Source organism: Nocardiopsis sp. MG754419 (assembly GCF_018207095.1).
Classification (GTDB): domain Bacteria; phylum Actinomycetota; class Actinomycetes; order Streptosporangiales; family Streptosporangiaceae; genus Nocardiopsis.
In genome coordinates this window covers 1-22869 of sequence record NZ_QOCZ01000053.1, presented here as the reverse complement: position 1 = coordinate 22869, position 22869 = coordinate 1, and the positions used below count along the sequence as shown (strand labels likewise).

The window sequence follows — 22869 nt, the reverse complement described above, 5'->3', positions numbered from 1 at the left end:
GGAGATCGGGCGGTGCGGGGAGGCCGGCCGCGCCCGAGGGGCGACCTCCCCGCACCCCGGTGTCCGTGGTCGAGCACGGACACGGGGTGGGGCTCAGCGCTTCTTGGTGTGCAGCCGGCTGGTCACGGCCAGCCGGTTGTAGAGGTTGATCATCGCGATGGCGGACATCAACGCGGCGATCTCGGTCTCGTCGAAGTGCTCGGCCGTCGCGGCGTAGGTCGCGTCGGACACCCCGTGCTCGCCCAGCCGGGTCATCTCGTCGGTGAGGGCCAGGGCGGCGCGTTCCCGAGGGGTGAAGATGTCGCCCGCCTCGTACCAGGTGGACACCAGGAACAGGCGCTGCTCGGTCTCGCCCTCCTTGAGGGCCCGTCGGGTGTGCAGGTCCACGCAGAACGCACAGCCGTTGAGGACCGAGGATCGCAGTTTGACCAGTTCGAGCAGGGTGACGTCGAGGTGTTCGGCGATGACGTGGTCGATCTCGTCCAGCTTCTTGTAGACCTGTGGAACCTTCTTGGCCCAGACCACGCGGTCCTCGGTCATGGGTACGGCCTCCTCGGTCGAACGTCGCTGTCGGAGCCGATGCTACGTTCCGGCCCCGCGGGCGGCGCGGCCGGGACGGCCCGTGCGCACCGGGCCCGCCCGCCGCGGCTCGTGGCGCACGGCCCCCTCGATGAGCCGGGAACGTGCCGGGCGTGGGGGCTCGCCCGGTACCGCCCGGGTACCTCCCGACGCCCGCGCACGAGGTCACCCGCGCGGTGCGACACGTCTAGTCCGTGCTCCGGGCGTCGTGGGTGAGCAGCGCCAGTTGGATGCGTCCGGTCAGGTCCAGCTTGGTGAGGGCACTGGACACGTGCGCCTTGACCGTGCCCATCGACATGTACAGACGGTCGGCGATCTCGGCGTTGGAGAGCCCGGCCGTTACCGCCTCGGCCACCTCCCGCTCCCGGTCGGTGAGCAACGCGAGCCGGGCCCTGGCACGGGCCCGGCGGTCGGGCGTCTCGGAGCGCTCGGTCGGGTCTTGGCCGGCCACGCGGTCCATCAGGGCGCGCGCCACGCTGGGTGACAGGACCGGCTCCCCCGTGGCGGCCCTGCGCACCGCCTCCACGATCCGCGCGGGCTCGGTGTGCTTGAGCAGGTATCCGGCGGCCCCCGCGCGCAGGGCCCGGGCCACGGTGGCGTCGGCGTCGAACGTGGTGAGGACGAGCACCTGAGGACCGACGCCGTCGCCGTCGCCCGACCGCAACTCCTCGGTGGCGGCGATCCCGTCCATCACGGGCATGCGCACGTCCATCAGGACCACTTCGGGTCGGTGCTCGGCGACGGCGTCGCGCACGTCGGCCCCGTCCGCGGCCTCCCCCACCACCGTGATGTCGCCGTCCCCGGACAGCATCATGCGCAGCCCGGAGCGGACGAGGGGGTCGTCGTCCACGAGCAGGACACGGATTGGGTCGTTGGCCGCCACTACGTCACCTTCCGACGTTCGTTCTCGGTGGTCTCGGCCGACGGTTCGGCCGGCCAGGGCAGGGTGGCGACCAGCCGGAACCGCCCCTGTGCGGCCCCGTGCTCCAAGGCGCCCCCGTCCAGACGCACACGCTCGGCCAGCCCGGCCAGGCCGACCCCGGCGCCGGGGACCTCCCGCGCCGCTCTCCCCACCGGCAGGACGTTGCTCACCACGACCTCCAGGTCGCGTCCCGGGCCTCCGGCCACGGTGACCTCGACCTTCGCGCCGGGGGCGTGTTTGCGGGTGTTGGTGAGTCCCTCCTGCACCACGCGGTAGGCGGTCCGCTGGACCTGCTCGCGGGGTCCGCCCTCCTCCGGCAGGTCGAGGTCGCACGTGACCCGCTCCCCGGCGTCGACGGCCTCCCGCACCAACCGGGGCAGGTCCTCCAGACGTGGTTGCGGGGTCGACCGGTCCTCTCCGGTGTCCTCCCCCGCCAGGTCACCGGAGCGCAGCACGTTGAGGATGTCACCGAGCTCGTCCAGGACCCGGTGGGCGTTCTCCTGGATCACGCGCACCGCCGACCCCACCTCTGCGGGCTCCAGTGGGGCGGCCCGACCGATCTCGGCCCGTTCGGTGCGATAGGCCAGCGCACCGGCGTGCACGGACAACAGGGACATGCGATGGGCGATGACATCGTGCATCTCCCGGGCGATCCGGCGACGCTCCTCGACCCGGGCGGCGCCCAGACGTTCCTCGTGCACCTGCCGCTCGCGCCGCACGTCCTCACGGAGCCGCTCGACCAGGCTGCGGCGGGACCGGATCGCGACCCCCCAGGCCAGACAGGCACTGAGCATCACGACGATCGACACCATGGTGACGAACGAGTCGACCGGGGACGGCGGGATCAGCAGCACCCAGGGCAGGGAGAGCACGATGGCCAGCAGCGTGACCAGGGCGGCCCGTGGAAAGGGGCGGTAGACCGCCAACGAGATCAGCGAGACCAGCAGCACCCCGATGACGGACACGGCGAACGTCGAGACCAGCGTGACGCCCACGGCCAACGCGAGGGGGTGCGCGCGGCGCCACCACAGAGCGACGCAGCCGACGGGCAGACAAGCCAGGTCCAGCCACAGCACCCACGCGGGCACTCTGTCGACGGGATGCAGGTCGTTCCCGTAGCTGGAGAAACTCATCAGACCACAGACCACCGCGAATCCGATGAGAAGGAGGTCCACGACCACGTCGCGACGACCACGGCGCCCGGCTTCCACGCCTTCCCCCTCACGCTTTTCACACTGTGCTGCGCATGTCCACACCAGGGTAGACCGATCGACCGTCGGCGGGCCTCGATCAGGTGGCCGATGATCACGGCTGTTCGGCCGGCGCAGATGTCCGCTCGACCGATCGGCGGTGTCCGTTCGGCCGAGGGGCCGGGCCACCCGGCGCGGGCCGGGGTGCCGCCCGCGGAGGGCCGTCACCCGGATCCGCGATGGAAGGGGCCCGTCCGACGGCCGGCCCCGCGACCGGGCACGATGCGCCGGACCTGCGGTGGGACCGGGTCCGGGACACCGGCGCCGTCATCGGTCCGACCGGTTCCGGCCCGGTCCCCCGTGCTCCGGCCCGCGCGGACGGCTGTCCGGAGCGCCCTCGGGGTCGGCGCGCCCGCCTCCGGGGAGCACCACCGCGAGGGCCAGACCCGTGGCGGCGACCACGGCCGCGACGAGGGGGACCAGGCCCGCACCGTGGGCGACGGCCAGCCCGCCCACCGCACCGCCCAGGGCGGCTCCGACGTACACCGCGCTGCTGAGGATCGCCAGCGACCAGGTCGCCGCCGCGGGGGCGACCCGGTCCAGCAGCAGCGCCTGGAGGGTGGGCGGGACCGCCCAGGCCGCCGCGGACCAGCACACCAGCGCGATCGCGACCGCCACGACCGGGACCGGGGCGAGCGGCCACGCCAGCGCCAGCACCACCATCGTCAGGCAGAAGACACCACAGGCCAGGAGGAACCCGCGGCGGGCCCCGATCCGGTCCACCAACGCTCCGGCGTACCGGGTGCCCACCAGCCCGCCGACGCCGGAGACCACCAGCAGCACGGCCAGGCTCCGGGGACCGACGTCGGCCAGTCCCGCCAGGAAGGGCGCGAGGTAGGTCTGAAAGCCCAGGTTGCCCGCCACCACGAGCACGGTGACCAGCAACAGCGCGAGCACCACGGGGTCGGGTCGGAGACCGCGCGGCGGACGCGCCCCGACCTCCTGAGGCGCGGATGAGGTCGCGGGCAGTGTGCACGCCACCAGCACCAGGGCGAGCAGGCCCAGCAGTCCGCAGGTCACGAAGGTGGCCTGCCAGTCGGCCACCGCGCCGATCCAGGTTCCGGCGGGCACGCCCACCAACACCGCACCGGTGAGCCCGGTCATCACCGTGGCCAGGTACCGACCGCGTCGACCCGTGGGCGCCTCGGTACTCGCCACCGCCAGGGCCACAGGCAGCACCACGGCGGCGGCCAGGGCGGCGACGACCCGGAGCGTCAGGAGCGCGGAGTGGTCGTCCACCGCCGGAACCGCCAGGTTGGCCAGGACGAACACCCCCAGGGCGACCACCAGGGCGCCGCGTCGGGGCACCCGGGCCAGGGCGAGCGCCCACAGTGGCGCCGCGACCGCGTAGACGAGGGAGTACACGGTCACGAGTTGACCGGCCGCCGCCTCGGACACACCCATGTCGGCGGCGAGGGCGGGCAGGACACCGAGGATGACGAAGTCGTCGGTCTGCACGGTGAACGCGGCCAGGGTCAGGGCGAGGAGCCAGAGGGGTGGTGGGCGCACCGAATAAAGGTAACATTCGTTACCCTAATGGCGTGTGCCAGAGTGTGGGGCCAGGAGGTGCCCATGCCCCGCAAGGCCGATCCCGCACGACGCCGTGAGGTACTCGACTCCGTCATCGACCAGCTCGCGCGCACCGGGGTCACCGGGTTCACGCTGCGCGGCCTGGCCCAGGGCCTGGGACGGAGCACCCGCGTGCTCACCCACCACTTCGCCGACCGGGAGGCCCTGGTCACGGCGGTCCTGGAACGCCTCGACGAACGCCAGCACCACGCCCTGCGCGACACCGAGGGGTGGGAGGATCCCGCGATCCCGGTGGGCGACATCGTCCGCGCCGCCTGGCGGCGCACCCTCGACGACGAACGCGCCATGACCCGGCTCATCCGGGAGATCGAAGGACTCGCCGCCGCCGACCGCCTCCCCGCCTCCGGTGTCGGGTTCGTCCGCGGGCGGGCGGAGTTCGTCGCCTCCTGCCTGGTCCTGCGGGGCGCCCCGAGCGACGGCGCACTGCGCTCGGCCACCCTGCTGAACGCGGGGTTCTCCGGACTCCAGACCGACCTCCTCGTCACCGGCGACCGTGAGCGCGTGGAGGCGGCCCTCGACGACCTGTGCGCGTGGATCGACGCCCGGGTGCCGGTGCGCACCTGAGCGTTCAGCCCTCGGCGGGGCCTTCGTCTTCAGGGCCCGACTCCGGGACCCGGACCCTCGCGAACACCGGGGCCAGCCCGTCGAGGAACGCGTTCAGCGCCAGCTCGAAGCTGTCCTCGTCGATCTCCGCCGCGACCTCGGCCAAGCGATGGGCCTGCGACAGGTTCGGATAGCGGTCCTGGTAGACCCGCACGTCGTCGTCGAACCCGCGGGCGAAGGAGTTGGTGGCGGCGCCCACCACCAGGTACTTGGTGGAGGCACCGATCATCGTGGCGTAGCGCGGCGGCCACCCGGCCCCGACCAGCCCCCCGTGGACGGCGTCGGCACGGCGCAGCGCCTCCTCCCGACGCCCCGGACCGGAGGCGATGACCGGCAGGAGGTTCGGGTGCTCGGCCAGCGCGGACCGATAGGAACGGGCCCACGCGAGCAGCCCGGCCCGCCAGTCGCCGCCCCGGAACTCGGTGACGTCGATGTGGGCGGTGACCTCGTTGGCGACGTCGCTGAGGAGCTCCTCCTTGGTCCGGTAGTGGCTGTACAGCGAGGCGGCTTGGACGTCCAACTCCTGGGCGAGCCTGCGCATGGAGAGTCTCTCCAGACCGTCCCGGTCGATGAGAGCGAGCGCGGCCCCCCGGATGGCCGGTTTGCTCAGGATCGGGGTCTTGGGTCGGGCCACGGAAAGGCTCTCCTTCTGTCCTGCGCCTGCACCGGCCCGTACGGCCCGGCGTCCGCCGATCATCGCACGAGGTCGGACCGGCCCTCCTCCGACGTCGACCCCGCGTCGGGCGAGGGACGCGTCCACGTCCGCACCACCTGACAGTGTTCGGTTACCCCTTGCGGGAGGGACGCGACGCGCCGTACCCTCGAATAACCGAACACCGTTAGGTTATGGAGAGCAGCCGTGATCGATTTCTCCTTGAGCGAGGAGCAGCAGGCCGTTCAGAGCTGGGTGCGGACCTTCGTCGAGCGCGAACTGATGCCGCTGGAGAACAAGGTGCTGCGGCGCGAACGCGAGGGGCATCCCCCCGGACTGACCTCCGAGGAACGCGACGGGTTGCGCGCACTGGCCCGCAGGTCCGACTTCTGGGGCGTGGCCACCCCCGAGGAGTACGGCGGTATGGGCCTGGACGCGGTCACCGAGGCCCTCATCGAGATCGAGCTCGGCCGGACCTTCCTGACCTTCAAGTTCGGCGGCGAGGCCGACAACATCCTCTACCACGCCGACGAGGAGCAGAAGCGCGCCTACCTGCTGCCCACCATCGCCGGTGAGCGTCGTTCCTGCTTCGCCATCACCGAACCCGGCGCCGGTTCCGACGCCAAGGCCATCCGCGCCAGGGCCGTGCGCGACGGCGACTCGTGGATCATCAACGGCGAGAAGACCTTCATCACCGGCGGCAACGAGGCGGACTTCGCCCTGGTCTTCGCGGTCACCGACCCCGAGAAGGGGGCGAACGGGGGCGTGACCTGCTTCCTCGTCGACCGCGACATGGGGTGGACCTCCGAACCCATCGACACCATGGGCGAGCGGCGCCCCGCCTCCCTCGTCTTCCAGGACGTCCGAGTGCCGCACAGCCACGTCCTCGGCGAGGAGGGCCGGGGGTTCGCGCTGGCGATGCAGTGGATCGGCAAGGGGCGCTACCTGTTGCCGGCCCGCGCTCTGGGCGGCTGCGAGCGGTTGCTCACCATGGCCGTCGACTACTCCCGCACCCGGGAGACCTTCGGCGCACCGATCGCCGACCGGCAGGCCATCCAGTGGATGATCGCCGACTCACAGACCGAGATCGAGGCACTGCGTCTGCTGGTGCTGCACGCGGCCTGGCAGGTCGCGCAGGGGCGCGACTCCCGGCACGCGCAGTCCATCGCGAAGCTGTTCGGCGGCGTCAAGGCCAACGAGATCGTCGACCGCGTGATGCAGATCCACGGCGGCATGGGCTACACCCGTGAACTGCCCATCGAACGCTTCTACCGTGACGTCCGGTTGCTGCGCATCTTCGAGGGCACCGACGAGATCCAGCGCCGCACCATCGCCCGCGACCTGCTCAAGGGCCACGTGAAGGTGGGCGCAACCCTCGGGTAGGGAACGGGCGGGGCCCGTGGCGCGCGCGAACGCGCCACGGGCCCCCGTCGTGGGTCCGAAGGTCAGTCGACCGCGACCAGGTCGACGACGAACACCAGGGTCTCCCCCGGCGCGATGACGCCACCGGCGCCGCGGTCACCGTAGGCCAGGTGCGGCGGGATGACGAGGCGGCGACGGCCGCCGACGCGCATGCCCATGACGCCCTGGTCCCAGCCGGAGATGACCTGACGGGCACCGAGACGGAAGTTCAGCGGCTCGCCGCGGTTCCAGCTGGCGTCGAACTCCTCGCCGGTGGAGTGGGAGACCCCGACGTACTGGACGCTGACGGTGCTGCCGTGGCCGGCCTGCGCACCCTCCCCGATCTGGATGTCGGTGATCTCCAGGTCCGCGGGCGGCGGTCCCTCGATGAAGTCGATCTCCGGACGCTCGAGCGCCATGGCGAGTCCCCTCTCGTCGTGTGAACTGCGGGGCCCAGGTTATCCGTGTCGCGGGTGTCCCACGCCCAGTGGGTGACGAGCGCTCCCCCGGTGCCCTCGGGAGTGTGTTCGTCAGACCACGGAGGTGGCCCGTGGAGACAACGCCCCCACGCGACAGGGGGTGTTCCACTCATTCACGGCTCTTCGTTTCCCGGGGCCCGTGGGACGCGCGTACACGGGCCGAAGCGCAGCGGAGGCCCCGAGGGTACGGGCTCAGTGCACGCCGACGGTCGCGGCGATCACGTGGCCGTGCCCCTCGACCTTGATGGGGCCGCTGTCGGCCTGGACGAACACCGACTCTCCCCGGCTCAGGGTGACGCCCTCACCGACCTCGGCGACCAGTTCCACGTCGCCGCGCAGGGCCAGGACCACCGTGGGGCCGTCCCCCGGCAGGTGCGCGGTGATCCGGCCGGGACCGATCTCGTGCAGCGCGAACTCGGGGGCGGCCGGACGGAACTCGCGGCGCCCCTCCAGGAAGTCCGGCTGTGCGTACGGGATGGGCAGCACGGAGAAGTCCACCACGTCGAGGAGTTCGGGGGCGTCGACGTGCTTGCAGGTCAAGCCGGCGCGCAGCACGTTGTCGGAGCCGGCCATCACCTCCACGGCGGTGCCCTGGAGGTAGGCGTGCAGGTTGCCCGCGGGCAGGAAGAGGGCCTGCCCGGGCCACAGGGTGACCCGGTTGAGCAGCAGGGCGGCGACCGCCCCGGGGTCCCCCGGGTACCGGTCGGCCAGGTCGGCGACGATCTCGGCGTGCGCGCAGCGGCGGTCGCGTTCGGCCCACTCGGTGACGAACACGCCGATCAGTCGACCGCGGTCGGGCTCGGGGATGCTGAGCAGACGGGTCAGGGCGGCCCGGAGCGCGGTCTGGGTGTCGGGGTGCGCCAGGTCGTCGCGCAACAGCACGGCGAGTTCGGAGTCCAGGCCGAGGAGATCGGTGCGGGTGGCGGCGGGTTCACGGAAGCCGCACAGGGCGTCGAACGGCTCCAGGGCGAGCAGGAGTTCGGGTTTGTGGTGAGGGTCCCGGTAGTTGCGGTGGGGGGCGTCGACGGGGATCCCGGCACGCTCCTCGGCCTCGTAGCCGGAGCGGGCGCGGGCGGCGTCGGGGTGGACCTGGAGGGACAGCGGCGCCTCGGCGGCCAGGTACTTGAGGAGGAAGGGCAGGCGGTCACCGAAGCGATCGGCGGTGCGGGGGCCCAGGACACGGCGGGGATCCGCGGCGATCAGCTCGGGCAGGGGCCGGGATCCGTCGACGCAGTGCGCCGTGCTGGGGGCTCCGTGGTGGGCGCCCAGCCACAGCTCCGCCTGCGGCGTACCGTCGGGTTCGATCCCCAGCAGACGCGGAATGGCGGCGCGCGCTCCCCAGGCGTACGGTCGTACCTGGTTGGTGAGCCTGTGCATCCGCTCCCCACTTTCCCGTCTGCGTGTTCTCACCCCGTGGACACCCCCTGCGAGGTGGGAACAGTCTCGCGAAGACAAGCCTCCCGGTCGACTAGGCACGCCCCACTCGTCGAGGTAGTGCACACCTCACCTCACCGGGTCGACGGACCCGCTGCCGACCCGGAGCCCGACGACGGCAACGAAGTTACCGGGAAGTAAATCATGATCCGGCACACGTGAACAGCACCACATGGTCACCTTCCGACGTCGTCACCCTGCCCGCCGGCGGGGCCTGCGAGAAGGGGCACGGGGTGACATTATGCCCTTCGTTGCGCCTGTCACCCACGAGTTCGGGAGAACCACCATGCGGCTGCGCCGAGGCGGCACCGAGGACGTTCCCACACTGCTGCGCATGTTCGACGAGGCCGTGGTCTGGCTGACCGAACACGGGTCGGCCGGCCAGTGGGGCACCGATCCGTGGTCCACGAACCCCGACCGGGTGGCGCTGGTGGAACGGATCGCCGCCGAGGAACTGTGGCTGGCCGACGTGGACGGCACGGTCGCCGGTGCGCTGGCGCTCGGCGCGACGCCCACCTCCTACACGCCGCCCGCGGACGAACCCGAGGTCTACGTGCACCTCCTGCTCGTCGCGCGCGGACACGGAGGCCGCAACGTCGGCGGACGGCTCCTGGACCACGCCCGGTCGCGGGCGCGCGATCAGGGGATCTCCCTGGTGCGCGTGGACTGCTGGGCGGGTGGGGACGGGTCCCTGGTCCGCTACTACCAGGGGCAGGGCTTCACCCCGACGCTGCGCGTGCCGGTGCGCGACACCGAGGTGCAGGTGTTCGAGGACCGGGTCCGCCCCCGTCCCGGCGCGGCGCGGCCGGTTCCGTGAACCCTGCGTCGGGGTGAGCGCCTCCGGTCTCCGGGCCGGACCCCGTGAGACCGATGCCGTGCGCGGGGCCCGCGGGCTCGCAACGGTGGGCGCGACCAACGACTCCCGGAGCCATCGGGCGCGCTTGCCGGGACCGGGCCCGGCGGACCCACGGCGACGGGCCGAGGACGCCGGGCCCGGAGCCCGCGGACGGTCCGGGGGTCGGCGGGTCGGTGGGACGGACCGAGGCGCGTGCGTCCGTCGGCCCCGGCGCGAGGGGCCGCAGGACGATGCGCGCGCCGGCCGCGTCCGCTCAACGCGGCCGGCGCACCCGGTCCGACTCCTCGACCAGTCGGTCGATCATCCGACTCGTGAGATCGGGGTCGGGCCGCCCCAGTCCGGCGATGGCCGCCATGTACATGCCGTCACCGGCCCGCAGGATGATCTCGGCGAGGACCGGGTCGGTGAGCTCCCGGTGCAGGAGTTCTCGCCAGTGCTCGAACACGTGGTGTACGTGCCGGACGGCCTCCTCCTCCAGTTCCTCGTGGCTGCGCAGGGCGGCGATGAGCGCCCAGTACAACTCCCCCTCCTCGGCGCTCTGCGGGAGGGAGGTACGCAGGAAGACCCGCACCACGCCCTCCTCGCTCTCGACCGCCTCCGTGAACTCGGCCTCGGAGAGTTCCTTCAGCCGTTGGATCAGCCCGTTCATCAGGGCCGACTTCGAGGGGAAGTGGTACAGCAGGCCGCCCTTGGACACCTCCGCGGCCCGGGCCACGGCCTCCAGGGTCACCGCGGAATAACCTTCGCCGACCAGAATGTCCTGTAGTGCGTCGAGGATGCGGTCGCGTGTGTTCGAAGTACTCACGATTGACACTGTACCGGCTGGACGGTACTGTACCGTCTGGACGGTTGAAGAGTCCCGGTGGTGTGCTCACGGCCCCGCCGGTCGACCAGACTTCCCGTTCCGCCCGGACCCGCAGCGACCTTCCTCCGGGCCCCACCCGCGCCCTCAGACCGAGCCGCGCGCCACACTGCGATCCGATAACGAGGGAAAGATGAGTTCCGCCGAGGCCGGAAACGGCCCCATCCGCGCACACCGGGACGACGCGGCGACGCCCGCGCTCGCGGGCCCGCGCGAGTGGGCCGCACTCGCCGTCCTGGTCCTTCCGGTCATCCTGATCTCGGTCGACATGACCGTGCTCGGGTTCGCCGTACCCGCGCTCAGCGAGGCGCTGAGCCCCAGCTCGGGACAGCTGCTGTGGATCATCGACATCTACGGCTTCATCCTGGCCGGCCTGTTGATCACCATGGGTTCGCTCGGTGACCGGATCGGGCGGCGACGCCTGCTCATGATCGGATCGGCCGCCTTCGGTGTGGCCTCCCTGATCGCCGCCTTCTCCCCCAACGCCGAGACCCTGATCGCCGCCCGTGCCCTGCTGGGCGTCGCGGGCGCCTCCTTGATGCCCTCGACCCTGTCGTTGCTGCGCAACATCTTCCTGGATCCGCGTCAGCGCCTGCTCGCCATCGCGATCTGGGCGTCCGGGTTCTCCGGTGGCGCCGCCCTGGGCCCCATCCTCGGTGGATGGTTGCTGGAGCACTTCTTCTGGGGTTCGGTGTTCCTGATCAACCTGCCCGTGATGGCGTTGATCCTGGTCCTGGTGCCGTTGCTGGTGCGTGAGTCGCGCAACCCCGACTCCGGTCGCCTCGACCTGATCAGTGTGGTGCTGTCGCTCGGCGCCATGCTGCCCGCCGTGTACGGGATCAAGAAGCTGGCCACCGGCGGCGCGGACGTGCTGCCGATCGTCTCGCTCGTGGTCGGTCTGGCCCTGGGGTACCTGTTCGTCCGCCGTCAGCGCACGCTCGCGGACCCGCTGATCGACGTCGACCTGTTCCGTTCGCGGGTGTTCAGCGTCGCCGTGGTCACCAACCTGATGATCGTGTTCTCGATGGTGGGGTCGCTGTTCTTCCTCACCCAGTACCTGCAGCTGGTGCTCGGCGTCTCACCGATGCGCGCCGGCATCGTCCTGGTGCCCGGCCTGGTGATCTCGGTCATCGCCGGTCTGGTGGCCGCCCGGGTGGCCCGCCACCTCAGCCTGGCCACGGTGATCGGGGTGTCCCTGGTCGTCACCGCGGGCGGGTTCGCCACCCTGGTGTTCACCCCCGCCGACGACGTCACCCGTGGTGTGACACTGGTCGCCACCGCGTTCGCGCTCATCGCCCTGGGCACCGGTTTCGCCGAGACGCTGACCAACGGCGCCATCATGTCCGCGGCCCCGCCCAAGCGGGCCGGCGCCGCCTCGGCGATCTCCGAGACCGCGTACGAGATGGGCGGCGCCCTGGGCGTCGCCGTGCTGGGCAGTGTGCTGACCGCCTTCTACCGCGGGCACCTGACCGAGGTGGACGGCGTGCCCGCCGCGGCCACCGAGGCCGCCCGCGAGACCCTGGGCGGCGCCGCCAACGCCGCCGACGGCGTGGGCGGCGCCGAGGGCCTGGCGCTGATGGACAGCGCACGGGCCGCGTTCACCGACGGCATGCACCTGACCTCGGCCATCGCGGTGATCATCGTGTTGGTGGCGGCGGCCCAGGCCTGGTTCCTGCTGCGCGGCAGGGGCAACCCGGCGGTCGAGACCCCGGTCCACGACGTGGAGCGCCACGCCTCGACCGAGGACGCTCCGGAGGCTCCGGTGGAGCCGGCCGCGTCCGTGCCCTCGGACGGGCCGGTCGACGACCCCGCACGACCGTAGGGCGGGACCGGTACCGGGGCGGCCCGGGGAGCACGTGCTCCCCGGGCCGCCCCCTTCGTGGGTGTTCCATCCCACATCGACCATCGGTGGTCCTCGGGCGACCGCCCCTGCCCGGAACGTCCCGGGTGGTCCCTCAGAACGCGGCCGAGGCCCCCGGCAGCCGCAGCAGTTCCACGTCGGCACCCGGCCCCTCGGGCGGGATCACCGCGTAGGCCTCCGCCAGAGCCGCGCCGCGCAGGCTCCCCGGACGGTCGTGGCCCACCGGTTCGGCGTTCCCGTCGACCCTGCGGACCGCCATCAACCGGGTCTGCCCGGATCGGCCCCGGACCTCGCCGACCAACGGTGCGCGCCCCCACCCCAGCGTCGCCTCCGGTCGGCCGACCATGCCGGCCAGCAACGGCACCAGCAGCGTCAGCGAGGCCACCAGCGCGGCGTTCGGGTTGCCCGGAAGACCCACGAACACGGTGTCGTCGGTGTGCGCCAGCAACTGTGGGTGCCCCGGCCGACAGTCCACACCGTCCACCACCACGTCCGCGCCGAGCTCCGCGAGCACCGCGCGCAGATGGTCGGCAGGCCCCTTCGACGAGGATCCGCACACCAGCACCACGTCGGCCCCACCGTCGCTCAACGCCTCCCGCAGGTCGGCGAAGCCGTCCCCCAGGTGGCGGGTGCGCAGCAGCCGACCGCCCGCCCAGGCCACCACACCGGGCAGCAGCGGGCCGATGGCGTCGCGCACCACGCCCTCACCCGGAAGTCCGTTCGCGGCGATCTCGTCCCCGGTGATCAGCGCCTCCACCCGGGGCGCACGCACCGGCAGCGTGTCGTGCCCCAGGGAGGCGGCCAGTCCCAGCACGGCCGGGGTCACCTCGGCCCCCTCCACCAGGACCGTCTCGCCCGGGGCGGTCTCCTCTCCGCTCCAACGCACGTGCCGGCCCGGCAGCGCCTCCCCCAGCACGCGCCCGTCGGCGATCTCGGTGTGCTCGTAGGGCAACACCGCCTCGGTGCCCTTGGGTACCCGCGCGCCCGTGGCGATCTCCACCGCCTCACCCGCCGCCAGCGACAGCCCGGCCACAGGTGCGCCCGCCAGTTGGGTTCCGACCCGTCGCCAGGGGCCCGGGCCGGCGACCGCGTAGCCGTCCATCGCCGCGGCGTCGAAGGCCGGCGCCCCCACCAACGCCGTCAGGTCCGCGGCCAGCCGACCCCCCAGGGCCTCGCCCAACGGCAGATCACCGGCCGGGCACCCCCGGCTCTCGCCCAGTTCCCGGGCCAGGACCCGCGCCCGCGCCCAGGACGTCGCCGTCCGGTGCTCACCGCACTCCTCCGTCACGGCCATGTCCTCCTCTTCCAGGGGTGTGACCCCGTCCTACCCTGGCCACATCACGCGGACGCTACCGGGTGTGCGCGACGGACGTGCGCGACCACCGCACCGACCCGCCCCACGCCGATTTGCCGTCTGTGGAATCTCCGCTAAAGTCTGTACCAGCAGCAAGGCGAGGCCCACGGAAACGGGGCCGAGCCCGAAAGCACGCGGACGTGGCTCAGCTGGTAGAGCATCACCTTGCCAAGGTGAGGGTCGCGGGTTCGAATCCCGTCGTCCGCTCGGAGAAGACGCGAGGGCGGTTCTACCGCTCCTCGGGTACTCGGTGGAGTGGCCGAGAGGCGAGGCAGCGGCCTGCAAAGCCGTCTACACGGGTTCAAATCCCGTCTCCACCTCCAGTTTCATCGGGCGATTAGCTCAGTTGGTTAGAGCACTACCTCGACACGGTAGGGGTCACAGGTTCGAGTCCTGTATCGCCCACGAGCAACACCCTGAAGGCCGGATCCGCGGATCCGGCCTTTCGGCGTTCCCGGGACCGGATCGGTGTCCCGACCACCGCCGGCGCACACGGGCGGGACCGTCGCGTGCGCCCCTCGAACCGTCCACGACCCGGGCGCCCATCACTCCGTGGGCCCGGTCGCGTTCCCGCCGTTCGGGACGCAGGGGCATGGCCCCTCCCCCGCACCCTGCTCCCGGTCGGCGGACGCACCCCTGTGGGGATCTCACCGCGCCTTCGCCCGCCGTTGGGCGGTGACCACCAGCCAGCGCGTCACGGTCGTCGCGTCGGGGTCGGTCCGGGCGCTCGCCTCCTCCAGCATCCGCATCCTCTGTGCGTGGGTGAAGTCGCCGTCGGGGCGGGCGAACACCGGGATGGACAGCCAGGCCTTCCGCTCCGCCACGGTGGTGAGCTGATCCTTGACCACGGTTCCCGTCACGGTGAGCCCGGCCTCGGACAAGTGGCGTGTGACCGTGGCGAGCGGCAGCTTCGGACCGGAACCGGTCCTGGGTGACGGGCTGTACCCGTGGTCCCGAGCAGCGATCTGGTGGATCAGCGCGTCCAGAGACGGTCCGGCGCGTCCGGCCGACACGTTCGGGTCGGTGAGGCCGGCGAAGCCGCCGCCGATGTTGAACACGAACCGACCACCGGGCCGCAGCACGCGGCGGACCGCGGCGGCCACGGCCGGAACGTCGGTCTTCCAGAGGCCCGAGTTGCACACGACGGCGTCGACCCCACGAGCGGGGACGTGCGCGGCCAGGGTCTCGGCGGACGCGGTGACCCAGGACAGGCGCGGGTCCCGCAGGGTGCGTCGGCCGATGCGTTGCATCGCGGCGGCGTTGTCGAGGGAGAGGACCCTGGCGTGGGCGGGGACGCGTTCGAGGATCGCCCCGGCGGTCACGCCGGTGCCCCCGCACAGGTCCACGACCAGACGGCCGTCGACGAGGCCGGCACGGCGGGCGAGGTCATGACTGGTGTCGCCGTACATGGGCCAGGCGCGCGCGAACGCGGCGTAGGCCTCGGCGGTGGTCTCCTCGTCCCAACCGGTCAGAGCGTCCGGGGTCACGGGGCGCGCCTCGTTTCTCGGTGGAGCCGATCCGGGCCGAGCACGGGGGCCGGGGTGCGGGGCATCGTCGGTGCGGGACCGACCCGCCCCGACGTGGGCGGGCCGTGGTGTCGGTGGAATCGCACGTTGTCCCTCCACCGGCCCGGTCCCGCCAGTAGGCTACGGACTTCCTCACCGCCGTGTGTTCTGGAGCCGATCGTGTCGCCTTTCATCGCCACCTCCCTGTCGACGGGGCCCGGGGAGCCCGACGCTCCGGTCGGTGTGGGGGTGGGCCGTGGCGGTCGGTGACGCCCTGATCAGGGCCGTGGTGGCCGACCACCTCGAACGCCACCCGGATCGGGCGGAGCCACCGGCCGAGGCGATGCGACGGCTGGCCCAGGGGTCGGATATCGCTTCCCGGTCCACCTTTCCGATGCACGTGACCGTCGGTGCGCTGCTGGTCCGCGGTGAGGAGGTCCTGCTGGTCGAACACCTCGCGTACGGGATCCTGTTGCAGCCCGGCGGCCACCTGGAGCCGACCGACCGCACGTTGATCGACGCGGCGATACGCGAGCTGGTCGAGGAGGCCGACGTCGACCCCGGTCAGATCGTCGCGGCTTCGCCCGCCCCCGTGTACATCGAGTACGGACCGGTGCCGGCCCGCCCGGCGAAGGGCGAGCCGGCCCACTTCCACCTGGACATCGGGTACTCCTTCCTGGCGCCGGCGCACGTGGACGTGGGCCGAGTGCAGGGGTCGGAGGTCGGAGGGGCCGGCTGGTATCCCCTCGCCGAGGCGGAGCGCCTGGTGGGAAGCCGTATCGCCCACGCGATCCGGGGTCGGGCCGGTATCGGCTGACCGGACCCTCAGCGGGCCGCGCGCCGAGAGGTCGTCGGCGGGCCCGCGCCCACCGGCCAGGTCCGCTCCCCCGGTTCCAGGAGATCGGTGCCGAGGGAGGCGCCCTCGCCCGGGTCGAGGCGAGCCGGTGACGTGATCGGCCGGTCGGCGCGCACCGGACGGCGCGGGCGGAGCGGTTCCACCGTCAGGAGCCGGCGCGAGGTGATCCCTCCCCGGCGTCACCGGGGGCCGCACCGGAACGGCACGCGCACGGTCTCGTCCCGGCCGTGCGTCGGCCATCGACATCGGTCCTCCTCTTCGTCGAGCGCGCGGCAGGTGCGGACCGTCACAGGTCGAACAGGTGCTCCTGGGTGGGCAGGTTGGCTCTGGCCGTGCGCCCGGCGACCTTCACCAGTGCGGCGAGGTCGGGGAACCCGCCCTCGCGGTCGGCGGCGTCGATGAGCCGGAGGAACACCTGCGCGGTGACGTCGACATCGGCGTGGGCCCGGTGGCGCTCCGCGGGCGACGGGATGGCGAAATGGTCCAGCAGGGTGTCGAGCCTGTAGTTCTCCAGGCCCGGGACCAGGCGTTTGGCGAGCGGGATGGTGTCCAGGAAGTCGATGCGCGCCAACCTCGGACAGTGCTCGCGCTGATGGCGGATGACGCCGGCCTCGGTGGCCGCGTGCTGTGCCACCAGCAGGTACCGGGTGCCCGCGGTGAACCGCCGATCCAACGCCCCGAACACCTCGGCGGGTTCGGGGGCCGTCGTGAACTGTGCCGGGCGCAGCCCGTTCTGGGCGGTGTCGGCGGACGTGACCGGCGCGAACGCGGGTGGGCGGATCAGGGACGTGAACCGCCCCGCCTCGATCCACCCGTTCTCCTGCTCGTGACGCAGCGCGAGAACGGCGACCTCGATGGGCTGGGCCGGGTGGCCGGCCGGGGTCGTCGTCTCGAAATCGATGACCCCGAACGTCGTCGCCACAAAGGCGGGGTCGCGTGTCAGGGAGCCCATCAGGCCACCGTCCCCTCGTAGGTGTCGTGCGTTCCGTGGTGTCACCGGCCGGCGGTCCACGCCCGGGTCGCGCGGGACCCGGGCGTGGCCGCGGGCCGCGTCGAGGAGCGGACGGCGCTCGCCCGGGCGTCCACGGCCGTCGACGACTCATGGCGGCTCCGCCCCGGTGGTGTCCCCGCACGCGGTGCCCGTGCCGTGGTCGTCGGTCGGTGCGGGGTGGCCGTCCACGACGGTGAGCACCCGCATCCCGGCGGCGCGGGCCGAGGCGATGCCTCCGGGGGCGTCATCGACGGCCAGGCAGGCGCTCGGGGGCACCCCGAGTCGGTGGGCGGCGGTCAGGTACAGGTCGGGGGCGGGTTTGCCGCGCGGGGCGTCCTCGCGTGTGACGACGGTCGCGAACTCCTGTTCCAGGCCCAGGGCCCTGATCCCGGGCTCGACCAGCAGGCGCGCGGCCCCGGAGGCCACGGCGCAGGGCAGGTGGGCGCGGCGTGCGGCGCGCAGCAGGGCCACGACGCAGCTGAGAGGGGCGATGGTGTGCAGGAGCGCCGACAGGTGACCGCGGCTGCGCCGGATGATCTCCTCGTGGGGCAGATGCTCCCCGCCCGGAAGCGCGGCGAGCAGGTCGTGGATGGACAGGCCCACGTGGCTGCGGTACCAGTGCGCGTCCAGGTCCACGCCGTGCGGGCGCAGGGCCGCCCGCAGGGCACGCTCGTGGCCGGGCGTGGTGTCGGCGAGGGTGCCGTCGAAGTCCAGGATCAGCGCCTCGACGCCGTCGGGGATCGCGGGGGTGCGGCCCGACGCCGAGGCGGATCCCGGGCAGGTCCGGGGGTGGGCCGGCGCGTTCACGCCGGTACCGGTTCCGCGCCCCGCCCGCAGCACGGACACGGGACCCGTGGCCCCTGCCAGGGTTCCCGCACACACCTGAGACCGGCTCCGGCACCGAGGATCCATGACCGGATCAGCTCGGCGGCCGTGAACTCATCGACCTCGCGCCGGTCCACGACCCGGTAGCGGCCCGGGTCGGTCGCGGCGAGCCGCTCGTAGAGCCGGCACGCGGCCACCATGAACGCGGCCTGTTCAGGGGTCAGGACGCGTCGGTCACGGCGTTGGGCGCGCTCGACGGCCTGGGGGGCGTCATCGGTGACCAGGATCGTGAGGTCGGGGAGGGTGCGGTAGGAGGCCGCCAGGTCGAGCAGGGCCCGGGCCGTGTCCAGGGCGTCCTCCGGGTCGTCGGGGTGCAGCAGCAGGGCCTGGTAGACGGCCGTGGTGTCGACGCTGCGCCCCTCCACCACCGGCCGCCCCACTGCGAGGTGGGGCAGGACGGTGTCGAGGTCATGGCGTTTCATGGCGATCAGGAGCAGGGCCTCGGCCATCGGGGTGCCCCCGCGCAGGAACGGGTCCCCGGAGCTGGCCTCGCGCAACGCGTCGAGCAGGTGTTCGCCCAGACCATGGCGGCCGTGCACGCGTTCGGAGAACTCGTCGAGCATCAACGGCGCTTCCCGCAGGGTCTCGACGGCGCGGTTGGTCAGGTAGGTCTTGCCCACGCCGTTGATGCCCTCGGCGGAGATCAACGGACCGCGGGTACAGGAGGCGTGCACTGCTGTGTTCGGCATACGGAGGGGTTCCGTTCCAGGGGTGTCCGACGGTGGCGGGTGGTGCTTCACGCGGTCCATGCGGCGGCCTCACGGGTGATGACGTCGGTGTAGTGGTCCAACACCGCCACGGTGTCGGCTTCGGTGACGACCACGGCGAGCGTGCGATCGAGGATCTCTGCGGCACCCCGGCACGGCGCGGTGGGCGGATCGGTGAACATGGGCCTGAGGTCACAGGGCACGAGCCGGAAGGTGCCGGTGGAGTTGGGCACCCCCCGCACGGCGAGGTGCTCGGCGAAGGCCCGCGGTCGGGGCAGGTCCAGGCGCAGGAGCGGGGCGTAGCCGTTCCACTCCTCACCCGGGGCCGGGAGCAGGGGGCGCACCCCGGGTGTCCGTCCCAGGGCGTGCAGGAGGCGGTGGGTCTGGGCCCGGCGCAGCTCCACCAGCGGGTCCAGGAGGTCGAGGTTGGCGCGGGCGATCGCCGCCAGGGGGGCGGCCAGGCGGCTGTTGGTCGCCAGGCGGCTCTGCGGGGCCTGGCCCTTCGGGGGCGGCTGCCAGTGACCGCGCCAGGCGCGCGCGTGCTCGGCCACCTCCGGGCTCCGGGTGACCAGGAAGCCGCCCTCTCCGCTCCACACGACCTTGCCGTCCTTCATGCTGAAACAGCCCACGGTGCCCACCGTGCCGGCGTCACGGCGATCGCGGACGGTGCCGATGGCCTGGGCGGCGTCCTCGATGACGGCCAGCCCGTGCGCGGAGGCGAACGCGGTGAGCGCCACCGGGTCCCCCATCCGGCCCCACAGGTGGACCGGCATGATCGCCCGGGTGCGCGAGGTGACCTTGCGGGCCGCGTCGTCGTGGTCCAGGTCCAGGCCGGCCGGATCACTGTCGACGAACACCGGACGCGCCCCCAGCGCGACCAGAGGGGCCACGGTCATGACCACGCTCAGCGCGGGCACCAGGACCTCGTCACCCGGTCCGACGCCGAGGGCCGACAGTGCGGCCTGGAGCGCCGCCGTGCCGGAGGAGACCGCCACCACGTGCTCGATGTTCAGGGCCGCGGCGATTTCGTGCTCCAACTCCGCCACCGTGCGTCCGCCCCCGGGGTCGGGCATCCCTTCCAGCACGGGGGTGAGGTGGGCGGCGATGAGCGGGGCACGGTCGGGCACGGTCGGAAGGCTCGTCACGGCGCCTCCGTGTTCAGGATCCGTGGCATGTCGAGCACCAGGGGCCACATGTTCACGCAGTCGCGGCTGAACAGCGTGCACGTGGTGCACGCGGGCCGCTCGGCGAACAGGGTGCGCGCGTCGGCGCCGCGGATGGAGCGCCGGCGCTCGGGGGGTGTGGCGGCGATACGCCGGTCGGAGGGGCAGTCCCACACCGACCCGTCGGGCTGGATGAAGAACAGGCGCGCGCCCCCGAAACAGTCCGCCACGTGGCCACTGTCATGGGTGGAGATCGCCTCCAGGAACCGCCGTGCGTAGGAGGGGTCGGGCAGGGCAGGCCCGGTCGGCTCGGCGTAGAGGTGGTCGAGCTGATCCGCCACGTCCGCCACGTCCGTGGGGCGGTGGGCGAGTTCCTCGAAGAGGGCGTGGTCGGGGGCCAGGGAGATCGGCTGGGGAACGTAGTAGTCCAGGCCCAGCTCCGCGGCCAGGCGGGCCACGTCGACGATCTCCTGGGGGCGGGGACGCATGACCACGGTGTAGATCCCCACCCGCGGGGTGCTCCGGCCGTCGCGGGCCGCCAGCAGGGCGCGGATGCCCTCCAGGACCTGGTCGTAGCCGAACCGGCCCGAGCGCGAGGGTCGCAGCCGGTCGTTGGTCGCGGCGTCGGCGCTGTCCAGGGAGACCGACACACCGTCCACGCCGAGGTCGACGAGGCCCTGGACGATGTGGGGCCGGGTGAGCGGAATGGCGTTGGTGGCGATCACCACCTGGCATCCCGCCTGCTTGATGAGCGCGATCACGTCCAGCGCACCGGGCCAGTCCAGCGGCTCGCCCCCGGCGATGACCACCCGTTCGACCGGGGAGTCGGACAGGGTGCGGGCGAAGGCGGTCAGTTCCCGGGCGGACACGTCGTTGCGCGACAGGTGCGACAGGACGCCGATCTGGTCCGGTGGGGTCTCCTTGTGCTCCTCGATGGTGCCGAAGTAACAGTGGGGGCAGGCGAAGGCGCACGGACTGCGCAGGCCCCACAGCAGGGTGACGTCACGCGACATGGGCGACCTCCCGCGTCCGGACCAGGTCCCGCACGCTCTGTTCGACGGCGTCGGCGCTCTCCCGCGGCGACCGCCCGGTGGTGTTCACGACGGTGTAGCGGTCGGGTTCCTGCGCGGCGAGCACTCCGTAGAGTTCCTCGGCCCGATGGATCACGTCCAGGTCCGGGGGTGCGAGCGCGCGGCCGACGCGCGCGGCGAAGCGGTCGGTGCACACCGTGCGGTCACCGGTGAGCCACAGCGTGGCGTCCGGAAGTCGCGACCAGCTGCGCGCCGTGGCCAGCACGTACCGGGCCAGGTGGGCGGGGTCCTCCTCGCCGTAGTGGGCGGCCAGGATCGCGGCCTGGTACACCGCGACCGAGTCCGGACCACGGTCCTCCAGGATCACGTCCACACCGGTCGGGCACCGGTCGGCGAGCCGTTCGACCTCGCGGACCTTGAGGGCGAGCAGGGCCAGGGTCTCGGCGACCGGGTGGCCGGTGCGCAGGTACACGTCCCCCTCGGCGGCCAGGGCGTCGATGACCCGACCGGGCAGGGTGTCCTCGGGCCGGTCGGTGAGTTCGTCCAGCAGCAGGCACCGCCCACCCAGCGCGGCGGCCACGGCCCGGGCCGCGGTGGACTTGCCGACGCCGTTGACGCCCTCGATGCTCACCCACAGCGGGCGCGAGGGTGCGGGGTCGGCGCGTGAGGCGAGGTCGGTCATGGCTTCCTCCGGAGGGAACGGGGCGGGTCGCGCGCCGCCGGGTCCGGCGGCGCGTGGTGGCTCAGGCCTCATCGATGCCGCCCTCCCAGGGGAAGACCACCCACCCACGGGTGCTCTGCCCGATGTAGGTGAGGGTCGCCTCCGGGGGCGCGGAGCCGGTCCAGTTGTCGTGGTTGACCGCGCACACCGCGGTCCGCACACGGGCGGCGCCCGCGCGGGTGACCAGGCGCGCCGTCGCGGCCAGGGTGTGCCCGGTGCCGGCGACGTCGTCGACGATCAGGACGTCCTGTCCCGTCAGGTCGCCCAGCGACGCAGGGTTGACGGCCACCGGTTCCGGGGTCTTGGCGGCGTGGTGGCCGTTGTCGGTGGTGTGGGTGACCTCGACGACGCGCACGTCGCGCATGCCGAGGCGGTGGGAGAGCCACACCGCGGGCACGGCGCCGCCGCGCAGTACGGCGACCAGGACCCGGGGGGCACCGTCGCTCCCCGCCCGGTCGGCGATGCGATCGACCATCTCCCCGATCCGCGACCACGTCAGGTGCACGACCGCCCGGTCCTCGTCGGCGCGGGTCGGGACGCTGCTCCGGCTCATGCGGCCTCCCGTCGGCCGCCGGTCAGGGTGAGGAACCGCTGGGCGAGCGCGGGGTCGTCGTCCAGGCGTCCGCGGTGCTCCAGCGTGGTGGTGCGGGCCGCCTCCATCCGCACGCCCCGCATGCTCATGCACAGGTGGGTGCCGTGGACCACCACGGCCACGTCCCGGGTTCCCACGGCGGCGGCGACCCTGTCGGCGACCTGATGGGTGAACCGCTCCTGGACGTGGAGACGCGCCGCGCACTCCCGGGCGATGCGCCCGAACTTGGACAGGCCCAGGACCTGATCTCCGGGCAGGTACCCGGTGGCCACTTCCAGGTGCATCGGGAGGAGGTGGTGTTCGCACAGCGACCACACGCTCATGCCCGAGACCACGACCAGTTGGCCGCCGGCCCGGGACTCGGCGAAGCTCGTCTCCATGTTGGCCGTCTCCGGGGTGAGGAAGTCGCGGTACCAGGTCGCGACCCGGCCCGGAGTGTCGACCAGGCCCTCCCGTTCGGGGTCTTCACCGAGTGCGGACAGGAGTTGGCCGACCAGGTCGGTGATGCGCTCGACGTCGACCGGCGGCGCCGCGTGGGGATCGGCCGGGGACGGCGGGGGCGGACTCTGTTCGGG

The 22869-nt window shown here is 72.7% G+C and carries 23 protein-coding genes and 3 tRNA genes; 8 read left to right on the top strand and 18 right to left on the bottom strand.

The window, feature by feature from the left end; translation table 11 throughout:
- Positions 1-93: 93 nt before the first annotated feature.
- The 4 genes from DSY14_RS12805 to DSY14_RS12790 form a co-directional block, all read right to left on the bottom strand.
- Positions 94-540 (bottom strand): carboxymuconolactone decarboxylase family protein, encoded by a 447-nt coding sequence (locus tag DSY14_RS12805; RefSeq protein WP_211716749.1) that lies wholly within the window; start codon positions 538-540, stop codon positions 94-96.
- A 226-nt stretch (positions 541-766) separates the two neighbouring features.
- Complete coding sequence (locus DSY14_RS12800) at positions 767-1462, bottom strand: response regulator transcription factor (RefSeq protein WP_211716748.1); 696 nt, start codon at positions 1460-1462, stop codon at positions 767-769.
- On the bottom strand, positions 1462-2712 hold the full coding sequence (locus DSY14_RS12795) for a histidine kinase (protein WP_307851205.1): 1251 nt from the start codon (positions 2710-2712) through the stop codon (positions 1462-1464). Before DSY14_RS12795 ends, DSY14_RS12800 begins: the two co-directional genes overlap by 1 nt.
- Before the next feature lie 306 nt (positions 2713-3018).
- Positions 3019-4260, bottom strand: a complete 1242-nt coding sequence (locus DSY14_RS12790) for an MFS transporter (protein WP_211716747.1) — start codon at positions 4258-4260, stop codon at positions 3019-3021.
- 63 nt (positions 4261-4323) lie between these two features.
- Here DSY14_RS12790 and DSY14_RS12785 point away from each other — a divergent pair, with 63 nt between their 5' ends.
- Entirely contained in the window at positions 4324-4905 is a 582-nt protein-coding gene (locus tag DSY14_RS12785; protein ID WP_211716746.1) for a TetR/AcrR family transcriptional regulator, read from the top strand.
- Positions 4906-4909: 4 nt separating this feature from the next.
- On the opposite strand, the gene DSY14_RS12780 is transcribed toward DSY14_RS12785, so the two are convergent.
- Positions 4910-5578: a TetR/AcrR family transcriptional regulator gene (locus DSY14_RS12780; protein WP_211716745.1), complete on the bottom strand. Its 669-nt coding sequence runs from the start codon at positions 5576-5578 to the stop codon at positions 4910-4912.
- Positions 5579-5803: 225 nt separating this feature from the next.
- Here DSY14_RS12780 and DSY14_RS12775 point away from each other — a divergent pair, with 225 nt between their 5' ends.
- Positions 5804-6979 (top strand): acyl-CoA dehydrogenase family protein, encoded by a 1176-nt coding sequence (locus DSY14_RS12775; RefSeq protein WP_211716744.1) that lies wholly within the window; start codon positions 5804-5806, stop codon positions 6977-6979.
- A gap of 62 nt (positions 6980-7041) precedes the next feature.
- Here DSY14_RS12775 and DSY14_RS12770 read toward each other — a convergent pair whose 3' ends face one another.
- Both DSY14_RS12770 and manA read right to left on the bottom strand, forming a co-directional pair.
- On the bottom strand, positions 7042-7416 hold the full coding sequence (locus tag DSY14_RS12770; RefSeq protein WP_211716743.1) for an FKBP-type peptidyl-prolyl cis-trans isomerase: 375 nt from the start codon (positions 7414-7416) through the stop codon (positions 7042-7044).
- Positions 7417-7668: 252 nt separating this feature from the next.
- Positions 7669-8853 carry a mannose-6-phosphate isomerase, class I gene (manA, locus tag DSY14_RS12765; RefSeq protein ID WP_211716742.1) on the bottom strand — a complete coding sequence of 395 codons (1185 nt, stop codon included), beginning with the start codon at positions 8851-8853 and terminating at the stop codon, positions 7669-7671.
- 343 nt (positions 8854-9196) lie between these two features.
- Here manA and DSY14_RS12760 point away from each other — a divergent pair, with 343 nt between their 5' ends.
- On the top strand, positions 9197-9727 hold the full coding sequence (locus DSY14_RS12760; protein WP_211716741.1) for a GNAT family N-acetyltransferase: 531 nt from the start codon (positions 9197-9199) through the stop codon (positions 9725-9727).
- A 292-nt stretch (positions 9728-10019) separates the two neighbouring features.
- Here the strand turns inward: DSY14_RS12760 and DSY14_RS12755 are convergent, their stop codons facing one another.
- A complete protein-coding gene (locus tag DSY14_RS12755) occupies positions 10020-10571 on the bottom strand; it encodes a TetR/AcrR family transcriptional regulator (protein WP_211716740.1) in 552 nt (183 codons plus the stop codon).
- 190 nt (positions 10572-10761) lie between these two features.
- On the opposite strand from DSY14_RS12755, the gene DSY14_RS12750 reads away from it, so the two are divergent.
- On the top strand, positions 10762-12450 hold the full coding sequence (locus DSY14_RS12750; protein WP_211716739.1) for an MFS transporter: 1689 nt from the start codon (positions 10762-10764) through the stop codon (positions 12448-12450).
- A 133-nt stretch (positions 12451-12583) separates the two neighbouring features.
- Here DSY14_RS12750 and DSY14_RS12745 read toward each other — a convergent pair whose 3' ends face one another.
- Positions 12584-13783 carry a molybdopterin molybdotransferase MoeA gene (locus DSY14_RS12745; RefSeq protein WP_211716738.1) on the bottom strand — a complete coding sequence of 400 codons (1200 nt, stop codon included), beginning with the start codon at positions 13781-13783 and terminating at the stop codon, positions 12584-12586.
- A gap of 194 nt (positions 13784-13977) precedes the next feature.
- Between DSY14_RS12745 and DSY14_RS12740 the strand changes: the two genes are divergently transcribed.
- The 3 genes from DSY14_RS12740 to DSY14_RS12730 all read left to right on the top strand — a co-directional run bounded on the left by DSY14_RS12740 (position 13978) and on the right by DSY14_RS12730 (position 14248).
- A tRNA-Gly gene (locus tag DSY14_RS12740) sits at positions 13978-14050 on the top strand.
- A 42-nt stretch (positions 14051-14092) separates the two neighbouring features.
- Positions 14093-14166, top strand: a tRNA-Cys gene (locus DSY14_RS12735).
- Between the two features lie 8 nt (positions 14167-14174).
- Positions 14175-14248: transfer RNA gene (locus DSY14_RS12730), tRNA-Val, on the top strand.
- Between the two features lie 242 nt (positions 14249-14490).
- Here DSY14_RS12730 and DSY14_RS12725 read toward each other — a convergent pair.
- A complete protein-coding gene (locus tag DSY14_RS12725) occupies positions 14491-15330 on the bottom strand; it encodes a class I SAM-dependent methyltransferase (protein WP_211716737.1) in 840 nt (279 codons plus the stop codon).
- A gap of 274 nt (positions 15331-15604) precedes the next feature.
- Here DSY14_RS12725 and DSY14_RS12720 point away from each other — a divergent pair, with 274 nt between their 5' ends.
- Complete coding sequence (locus DSY14_RS12720) at positions 15605-16165, top strand: NUDIX hydrolase (protein WP_211716736.1); 561 nt, start codon at positions 15605-15607, stop codon at positions 16163-16165.
- A 325-nt stretch (positions 16166-16490) separates the two neighbouring features.
- Here the strand turns inward: DSY14_RS12720 and DSY14_RS12715 are convergent, their stop codons facing one another.
- The 8 genes from DSY14_RS12715 to folE all read right to left on the bottom strand — a co-directional run.
- Positions 16491-17156 (bottom strand): PolC-type DNA polymerase III, encoded by a 666-nt coding sequence (locus DSY14_RS12715; protein ID WP_211716735.1) that lies wholly within the window; start codon positions 17154-17156, stop codon positions 16491-16493.
- 147 nt (positions 17157-17303) lie between these two features.
- The gene (locus DSY14_RS12710) at positions 17304-18002 is read right to left on the bottom strand and encodes an HAD family phosphatase (protein WP_211716734.1); all 699 of its coding nucleotides are present in this window, start codon (positions 18000-18002) and stop codon (positions 17304-17306) included.
- Positions 17999-18769: a thymidylate kinase gene (locus DSY14_RS12705; protein WP_211716733.1), complete on the bottom strand. Its 771-nt coding sequence runs from the start codon at positions 18767-18769 to the stop codon at positions 17999-18001. Before DSY14_RS12705 ends, DSY14_RS12710 begins: the two co-directional genes overlap by 4 nt.
- 47 nt (positions 18770-18816) lie before the next feature.
- Positions 18817-19932, bottom strand: coding sequence for a DegT/DnrJ/EryC1/StrS aminotransferase family protein (locus tag DSY14_RS12700; protein WP_211716732.1), 1116 nt, complete (start codon positions 19930-19932; stop codon positions 18817-18819).
- Complete coding sequence (locus DSY14_RS12695) at positions 19929-20963, bottom strand: radical SAM protein (protein WP_211716731.1); 1035 nt, start codon at positions 20961-20963, stop codon at positions 19929-19931. Before DSY14_RS12695 ends, DSY14_RS12700 begins: the two co-directional genes overlap by 4 nt.
- Complete coding sequence (locus tag DSY14_RS12690) at positions 20953-21663, bottom strand: thymidylate kinase (protein ID WP_211716730.1); 711 nt, start codon at positions 21661-21663, stop codon at positions 20953-20955. The genes DSY14_RS12695 and DSY14_RS12690 overlap by 11 nt, the downstream gene beginning before the upstream one ends.
- A gap of 61 nt (positions 21664-21724) precedes the next feature.
- Complete coding sequence (locus DSY14_RS12685; RefSeq protein ID WP_211716729.1) at positions 21725-22255, bottom strand: phosphoribosyltransferase; 531 nt, start codon at positions 22253-22255, stop codon at positions 21725-21727.
- Positions 22252-22869, bottom strand: a 618-nt coding sequence (folE, locus tag DSY14_RS12680; protein WP_211716728.1) for a GTP cyclohydrolase I, incomplete at its 5' end; no start/stop codon positions are given. The genes DSY14_RS12685 and folE, both read right to left, overlap by 4 nt.

Excerpts from the sequence above, each read along its gene's own strand:
- DSY14_RS12805 (WP_211716749.1), bottom strand. The coding sequence starts at position 540 with ATGACCGAGGACCGCGTGGTCTGGGCCAAGAAGGTTCCACAGGTCTAC.
- DSY14_RS12785 (WP_211716746.1), top strand. The coding sequence starts at position 4,324 with ATGCCCCGCAAGGCCGATCCCGCACGACGCCGTGAGGTACTCGACTCC.
- DSY14_RS12770 (WP_211716743.1), bottom strand. The coding sequence starts at position 7,416 with ATGGCGCTCGAGCGTCCGGAGATCGACTTCATCGAGGGACCGCCGCCC.
- manA (WP_211716742.1), bottom strand. The coding sequence starts at position 8,853 with ATGCACAGGCTCACCAACCAGGTACGACCGTACGCCTGGGGAGCGCGC.
- DSY14_RS12760 (WP_211716741.1), top strand. The coding sequence starts at position 9,197 with ATGCGGCTGCGCCGAGGCGGCACCGAGGACGTTCCCACACTGCTGCGC.
- DSY14_RS12750 (WP_211716739.1), top strand. The coding sequence starts at position 10,762 with ATGAGTTCCGCCGAGGCCGGAAACGGCCCCATCCGCGCACACCGGGAC.
- DSY14_RS12745 (WP_211716738.1), bottom strand. The coding sequence starts at position 13,783 with ATGGCCGTGACGGAGGAGTGCGGTGAGCACCGGACGGCGACGTCCTGG.
- DSY14_RS12715 (WP_211716735.1), bottom strand. The coding sequence starts at position 17,156 with ATGGGCTCCCTGACACGCGACCCCGCCTTTGTGGCGACGACGTTCGGG.
- DSY14_RS12705 (WP_211716733.1), bottom strand. The coding sequence starts at position 18,769 with ATGCCGAACACAGCAGTGCACGCCTCCTGTACCCGCGGTCCGTTGATC.
- DSY14_RS12695 (WP_211716731.1), bottom strand. The coding sequence starts at position 20,963 with ATGTCGCGTGACGTCACCCTGCTGTGGGGCCTGCGCAGTCCGTGCGCC.
- DSY14_RS12690 (WP_211716730.1), bottom strand. The coding sequence starts at position 21,663 with ATGACCGACCTCGCCTCACGCGCCGACCCCGCACCCTCGCGCCCGCTG.
- DSY14_RS12685 (WP_211716729.1), bottom strand. The coding sequence starts at position 22,255 with ATGAGCCGGAGCAGCGTCCCGACCCGCGCCGACGAGGACCGGGCGGTC.